Annotated in this window: 6 protein-coding genes; 1 reads left to right on the top strand and 5 read right to left on the bottom strand. The window is 73.5% G+C overall.

Translation table 11 applies throughout. The features are described from left to right. The 4 genes from fxsA to JS521_RS22970 all read right to left on the bottom strand — a co-directional run. The coding region (gene fxsA / locus JS521_RS22985) for an FxsA family membrane protein (protein WP_205084835.1) at positions 1 to 583 on the bottom strand (583 nt) is incomplete at its 3' end. A gap of 81 nt (positions 584 to 664) precedes the next feature. Continuing rightward, on the bottom strand, positions 665 to 1,432 hold the full coding sequence (locus JS521_RS22980) for a polyprenol monophosphomannose synthase (RefSeq protein WP_205084834.1): 768 nt from the start codon (positions 1,430 to 1,432) through the stop codon (positions 665 to 667). 484 nt (positions 1,433 to 1,916) lie between these two features. Then, entirely contained in the window at positions 1,917 to 3,563 is a 1,647-nt protein-coding gene (locus JS521_RS22975) for an amidohydrolase (protein WP_205084833.1), read from the bottom strand. 124 nt (positions 3,564 to 3,687) lie between these two features. Continuing rightward, the gene (locus tag JS521_RS22970) at positions 3,688 to 4,128 is read right to left on the bottom strand and encodes an Lrp/AsnC family transcriptional regulator (RefSeq protein ID WP_010057405.1); all 441 of its coding nucleotides are present in this window, start codon (positions 4,126 to 4,128) and stop codon (positions 3,688 to 3,690) included. Positions 4,129 to 4,330: 202 nt separating this feature from the next. Here JS521_RS22970 and JS521_RS22965 point away from each other — a divergent pair, with 202 nt between their 5' ends. After that, positions 4,331 to 4,729, top strand: coding sequence for a hypothetical protein (locus JS521_RS22965; RefSeq protein ID WP_205084832.1), 399 nt, complete (start codon positions 4,331 to 4,333; stop codon positions 4,727 to 4,729). 428 nt (positions 4,730 to 5,157) lie between these two features. On the opposite strand, the gene JS521_RS22960 is transcribed toward JS521_RS22965, so the two are convergent. After that, a complete protein-coding gene (locus tag JS521_RS22960; protein ID WP_205084831.1) occupies positions 5,158 to 6,330 on the bottom strand; it encodes an acyl-CoA dehydrogenase family protein in 1,173 nt (390 codons plus the stop codon). Positions 6,331 to 6,774: the final 444 nt, after the last annotated feature.

Raw genomic sequence — 6,774 nt, 5'->3', positions numbered from 1 at the left:
GGCCCTGGGGGTCGTCGGGACCGCCGGGCGTCTGGGGGCCGTCCTCGCGGATGACCTCGCCCTGGACGACCTTCCCGTCCGGGCGGTGCATCCTGGCCTGCTGGAAGGCGTCCGAGAGGCTGCCCGGCGTCGCGGCCCGCATCCGGCTCTCCAGCGAGCGCTCCGCGTACCGGCTGATCATGGTGCGCACCGGCGGCACCAGCAGGATGAGACCGGCCGCGTCCGAGATCAGGCCGGGGATCAGGAGCAGCAGACCGCCCAGCATCAGCAGTCCGTTGCCCCGGGAGCCCTTGCCGCCCGCGGGGGCGCCCCAGGGCGTGGCGGGGCGGCCGGGCTGTCCCGGCATCTGCTGGAGGGTCTCGGTCAGGTTCTTGAAGGCACGCCGGCCGGCGCTCTTGATGACCACGGCGCCGAGCACGGCTCCGGCCACCAGGATCAGCAGGACCGTGAGGCCGCCCGCGGCCGAGGCGACCAGGGTCAGGAGCCAGATCTCCAGGACCAGCCAGGCGGCCAGGGCCAGCGGCAGGAATCTACGGGCGCGCGAGCGCCGGGGACGGGTCGGGGGCGGAGTGCCGGTCGTCATGCCCCCAGTGTGCCCGTACCGGCGTGCAAGCGGCGTAAGGGGGTGATCATGAAGCCGACCGGCCGGCGGACCCTGAGGGCGTCAGAGGGTCTTGCGGCCCAGGACCTTGTTGGCGCGGGAGGTGATGCCCCAGCCGGTGACCCGCCACAGCGCCTCGACGAGGATGTCCCGGCTCATCTTCGAGTCGCCGATCTCCCGGTCGACGAAGGTGATGGGGACCTCGACCACGTGGTAGCCCGCCTCGACGGCGCGGCGGGCGAGGTCCACCTGGAAGCAGTAGCCCTGCGAGGCGACCTCGCCCAGTCCGAGGCCGCTCAGGGTCTCGGTGCGGAAGGCGCGGTAGCCGCCGGTGACGTCCCGGACGGAGAGGCCGAGGGCGAGCCGGGAGTAGAGGCTGCCGCCGCGCGAGATGACCTCGCGGCTCTTGGGCCAGTTCACCACGCGGCCGCCGGGCACCCAGCGGGATCCCAGGACCAGGTCGGCGCCCTTGAGCGCGGTGAGCAGCCGGGGCAGTTCCTCGGGCTGGTGGGAGCCGTCGGCGTCCATCTCGACGAGCACGCCGTAGCCGCGCTCCTCACCCCAGGCGAAGCCGGCGAGGTAGGCGGCGCCGAGCCCTTCCTTGCCCTTGCGGTGCAGGACGTGGACCCGGTCGTCGGCCGCCGCGATCTCGTCGGCGGCCTTGCCGGTGCCGTCAGGGCTGTTGTCGTCGGCCACCAGGATGTCGGCGTCCGGGACGGCGGTGCGCACCCGGTCGACGATCGGCTTGATGTTCTCGACCTCGTTGTAGGTCGGAATGATCACCAGGACCTTGCCGAGCGGGCCGAACTGCCTCTGACCGCCGTCGTTCACTACTGCCCCTTAGAGTCCGTACACAGGGGGACACCATATCCAGCACACCGGCCGGCGGGACGCGCCCCCACGGTGGAACTGCGGATCGGGGCCCGGCGCCCTTCGGGCCGACCTGGGACCCGCTGGCTGCGGGTCGACCGAAAGCCGTTGTCTACTGAACGTCCGGGCCCCACCCGGGTCACACCCTCCGTCCGGCTGAACCCTTCCCTCGCCCCCGAGGCGCGGGCGCTGAACCTGGCTGTCAGCGGTGGTGCGCCGGTGCGGCACACCGCCTCATGACCCAGCGGCGTTCGACGACTGCGTGGAGGTTTAACCGGTCGGACGTCCTGTGGTGGACCCGGCCGAACCTACCGGCCCGTGGGCGCTTTCTGTCAACAGCCGTGCGACCTGCGACTTTTCCTGAAATGGCCTGGTCAGTGCTGAAGGGGCGCAGGTCGTGGACCGGTGATCGGGCCATCGATCGGCGGTACGAAATGTCCCGACGTCACTCGTTCGGTCGCACGTAGACTGTTTGTCCGAGGACCACGGTCCGCAGGCAGACGGGCAGGTCGGCCCCGGGCGTGAGATCCGGCAGGCCGGGCGTGCCGGACCGGGGGTCGGTGGACCAGCGGGCGACCCGGTCGTCGGGGGCCTGGACCAGGAGTTCGGCGGTGCGCCAGACGGCGTAGTCGGCCGGGGCGCCGGGCACCAGGAGGCCCGCGTCGTCGCGGCCGATGGCGCGCCAGCCGCCCCGGGTGTGGGCGGTGAACCCGGCGCGGACCGAGACGCGGTGCTCCGGCGTGCGGTGGTGGGCGGCGGCCCGCACGGTGCCCCAGGGGTCGAGCGGCGTGACGGGGCTGTCGGAGCCGAAGGCGAGCGGCACTCCGGCGCGCAGCAGCGCCGCGTACGGGTTGAGGGAGGCGGCCCGCTCCGCACCGAGGCGCTCGGCGTACATCCCGTCCGGGCCGCCCCAGGCGGCGTCGAAGGCGGGCTGGACGGAGGCGGTGAGGCCCAGCTCCGCGAAGGCTGCGATGGTCTCGGGGGTGAGCATCTCGGCGTGTTCGACACGGTGGCGGGCGGCCCGGATCCGGTCGAGGCCGAGCGTCGAGGCGGCGGCCCGGACCCCGTCCACCACGGCGGTGACCGCGGCGTCCCCGATGGCGTGGAAGCCCGCCTGGAGGCCCGCCTCGGTGCAGGCGGTGACATGGGCGGCGATCCGGGCTGCGTCCAGGTGGGCGGTGCCGGTGTGCGGGGCGTCCGCGTAGGGCTCGTGCAGGCAGGCGGTGTGCGAGCCGAGGGAGCCGTCGACGAACAGGTCTCCGGCCGCGCCGATCGCGCCGAGTTCGCGGATACGACGGGCGTCCTTCTCGTCCGCGACCTCCTCGGCCCAGAGGCCGAAGACGCGCGGCCCCGGCCGCTCGGCGGCCAGCGCGAGGAGGGCGGTGAAGTCCTCCTCGTCGGAGATCTCGGGCCCGGCGCACTCGTGGACGCTGCCGATGCCGAGGGAGGCGGCGTGGTCGAGGGCGGCGCGCTGGGCGGCGGCGCGCTGGGCGGCCGGGAGCGCGTTGTGGGCGGCGGCCCGCACCGCGTGGTGGGCGTCGCCGGTCAGCGGCCCGTCCGGGTGATATCCGCTCATCGCGGTGACGCCGGGGACCAGGTCCAGCAGGGCCGTCGTGACGACCGCGGAGTGCACGTCGATGCGCGGCAGGTAGAGGGCCCGGCCGCCTGCCGCCTCGTCGAGCTCGGCGCGCGAGGGGTGGCGCCGCTCGGGCCAGCGGGCGGCGTCCCAGCCGTGTCCGAGCAGGACGTCCCCGGGGGCACGGCCGTGTCCGAACGCGCGGACGAGGCCGAGCGCCTCGGACAGGGTGCGGGCGCCGGAGAGGTCGAGTCCGGTCAGCGCCAGGCCGGTGGCGGTGGTGTGCACATGGGCGTCGGTGAACGCCGGGGTGACCAGGGCGCCTTCGAGGTCGACCACCTCGTCCACGCCGCTCGCGAAGGCGTCGGCGGCCCCCTCGGACCCCACCCAGGCGACATGCCCGCGTTCGACGACCATCGCGGTGGCGAACGGGTCGGCGGGGCTGTGGACGTCTCCGCCGCGCAGCAGGACGGTGCGGTCGGCGGGGGTGCTCTGGGGGGCGGTGCTCTGGCTCATGGGACCAGTCTCGCGCCTGGCGGGGGCCGCCCGGACCGCGGCCCCCTCCGGAGCGGCGGAGGCCAGCGCCCGGACCTGCGGGCGCCCGTCCCGCGGGAGTGGCCCGGTCCCGGCGTTCCGGGACTCAGATCCGCGGGGGCCGGGCCTCGTACGGGGTGGACAGGACGACGGTGGTCCGGGTGGACACGCCGGCGAGCGTACGGATCCGGGTGAGCAGGTGCTCCAGCTCCAGCGGGGTCGCCACCCGCACCTTGAGGATGTAGTTCTCGTCCCCGGCGACGCTGTGGCAGGCCTCCAGTTCGGGCACCCCGGCGAGCCGTTCGGCGATGTCGTCGGGGGCGCTCGGGTCGAACGGCTTCACCGAGATGAACGCAGTGAGGGGCAGCCCGACGGCCTCGGGGTCGACGACCGCGGCATAGCCGCGGATCACCCCGCGCTGCTCCAGCCTGCGGACACGCTGATGAACCGCCGAGGTGGACAGGCCCGTGGCCTTGCCCAGGTCGGTGTAGCTCATCCGCCCGTCCTTGACGAGCAACTCAACGATCTGACGGTCCAGCTCCTCCATGCGGATCAACCTATGGCCCCGGGCACCGCTCGGCACAGTCTCGGAGGTCACGGAACGGCACCTGCGGGCGGCATGTGACGAACGCCACAGGGTTGCGGGTCGGTAGCGGGCCGCCTGGCGGTTACCGGCCATGCGCGACGGGAAGTGCTTGCTGTGGCCGAGGCCGTGGCGCCTTGTCGGCCCACCCGAGGGGGGAATTTCCATGCAGAGCCTGAAGCTCACCGAACGTACCGAACCGGAGCCTGTCGATCCGGACGACGACAGCGGCTTCGACGCGTACGACATGTTCGAGATGGTCCGGGTGATCTGCCCGGACTGCGCCCAGCCCATCGCGCTGCTGGCCGACGAGGACGTCCTGCCGGAGCACGCCCGGTGCCCCACACCGTGGAACCCCTTCGTCCTCACCGTCTGCGCCGGAACCGGCCGCGGCGCGAGCGAGGCCCGGCCCGCGGACGAGACGCTGGAACTCCAGGAGCAGGAGGCCGGGTTGCTGTTGACGCTCCCCCAGGGCCTCGACTGGCGGATGCAGCCCTTCTCGCACGCCGGAGGACCCGGCTCCCGCCCGCTGCGCGTGCCGCGGATGCGGCGCGAGGCCGCCTGACCCGCACCCCGTACGCCCTGCCCAGCACCACGACGGACGGCCGCCGTGGTGCCGCAGCTCCCACGCCCGCCGATCGCCGGCACCGGGCACGGGCCCCCGCGAACGGGCGCTCGAATCGGCGGGGCAGTGACCCCGGCCCGCCCTGCCGCGTTGGCCCCGTATGACCACGCTGCATTCTCCAGTCGGTTCGGGTCGCCGCCGGCTCGCCGCACCCGCCTCCGAAGAATCGGTTCCGCAGCCGGGAACGCCCGCACAGCCGCTGCCCCGCTCCACGGGGACCTCGCCGATGGGCGCCCCCGTGGATCCGCCGATCTACAGCGCGCTGCTCAGACAGTGGGAGATCTCGGGCCGGACCCTGCCGGGCCGCCGCGACCCGGAGTGGGTCCAGGCCGCGGCGCTGCCGGCGTGGTCGGAGGGACCGCTGCGGTTCAGCGCGTCTCGGGCCCCGCGAGGTGGCGTGCGATGACCATGCGCTGGATCTGATTGGTGCCCTCCACGATCTGGAGCACCTTCGCCTCGCGCATCAGCCGCTCGACCGGGAAGTCGAGCGTGTAGCCGTAGCCGCCGAGCACCTGGACGGCGTCGGTGGTCACGCGCATGGCCGCGTCCGTGCAGAACAGCTTCGCCATGGCGGCCTGCCGGGAGAAGGGCTCCCCCGCGTCGCGCAGCCGCGCCGCCTCCAGATACAGCGCCCGGCCGGCCTCGATCTGGGTGGCCATGTCGGCGAGCATGAAGCGCAGCCCCTGGAAGTCCGCGATGGGGCGGCCGAACTGACGCCGGTCGGTGGCGTAGCGGACGGCCTCGTCCAGGGCGGCCTGGGCGACCCCGATCGCGCAGGCGGCGATGCCGAGCCGCCCGGAGTCGAGGGCGGACAGGGCGATGGCGAAGCCCTGGCCCTCCTCGCCGATGCGTTGGTCGTCGGCGACCCGTACGCCGTCGAAGTGGAGCTGGGCCGTGGGCGAGCCCTTCATCCCCATCTTCTTCTCGGGGAGGGCGGCGTTCAGGCCCTCGGCGTCGCCGGGGACGAGGAAGGCCGTGATGCCGCGGGGGCCCTCGACGCCGGTGCGGGCCAGCACCGTGCAGAAGTCCGCGACGCCGCCGTGGGTGATCCACGCCTTGGTCCCGGTGATGACCCACTCGTCCCCGTCCCGCACGGCCTTGGTCCGCAGCGAGGCGGCGTCGGAGCCGGAGGCGGGCTCGGAGAGGCAGTAGGCGCCCAGCAGGCCGCCGGAGAGCATCGCCGGGAGGTGCGCGGCCCGCTGCTCGTCGGTGCCGTATCCGGCGAGTGCGTGGCAGGCGAGGGAGTGGACGCTGACGCCGAGGCCCACGGTGAGCCGGGCGGCGGCCAGTTCCTCCAGGACCTGGAGGTAGACCTCGTAGGGCTGGTCACCGCCGCCGTGGTCGGAGCCGTACGGGAGACCGAGCAGTCCGGACTCGGACAGGAGGGTGAAGACCTCACGGGGGAAGACGCCCGCTTCCTCCTCCTCGGCCGCCAGGGGAGCGATCTCCTTCGACACGATGTCGCGGACGAGCGCGACGAGCTGCCGGGACTCCTCGGTGGGCAGACGGCGTTCCACCGGCTGCGGGGCACGGTCGGACATGACGGCGCTCTCCTCCCTGTCGGGCGTTGCGACGGTCGCGCGCTCGGGGTGGGAGAGGCGCCGCCGGGTGATCTCCCGGAGGTGATCCCGGGAAAAACAGACTGCGCAGCCGATCCTGCCCTCCCGGGTCACGGGGGGCGCGGTGATCGGCTGTGGAGCGTTGAGTATGCCCGATCGGACGCCTTCCGTCACGGGGGCAACGGGCAGGTCGGAGGCGTGAAGAGGCCCTGAACGATCAGCGAATTGGTCCGAACCATTGACCCAACTGGTCTAGTCCTTCTACGGTTCCCGCAACGCCAATCGCGTTCATGTCAAACCGGGCGCGGTCGCCCGGAGTCCGGCCGGTACCCCCACGTACCAGCACTCCCCACGGACCAGCCCTCCCCCACGAGGAGCCACGATGCTCAAGCCCCACCGCCCCCCCCCCCCCCGCCCGGCGCCGGC

Source organism: Streptomyces durocortorensis, from assembly GCF_016901035.1.
Taxonomy (GTDB): domain Bacteria; phylum Actinomycetota; class Actinomycetes; order Streptomycetales; family Streptomycetaceae; genus Streptomyces; species Streptomyces durocortorensis.
The sequence above is the reverse complement of the archived record's forward strand: the minus strand, read 5'-3'. Positions and strand labels throughout refer to the sequence as shown.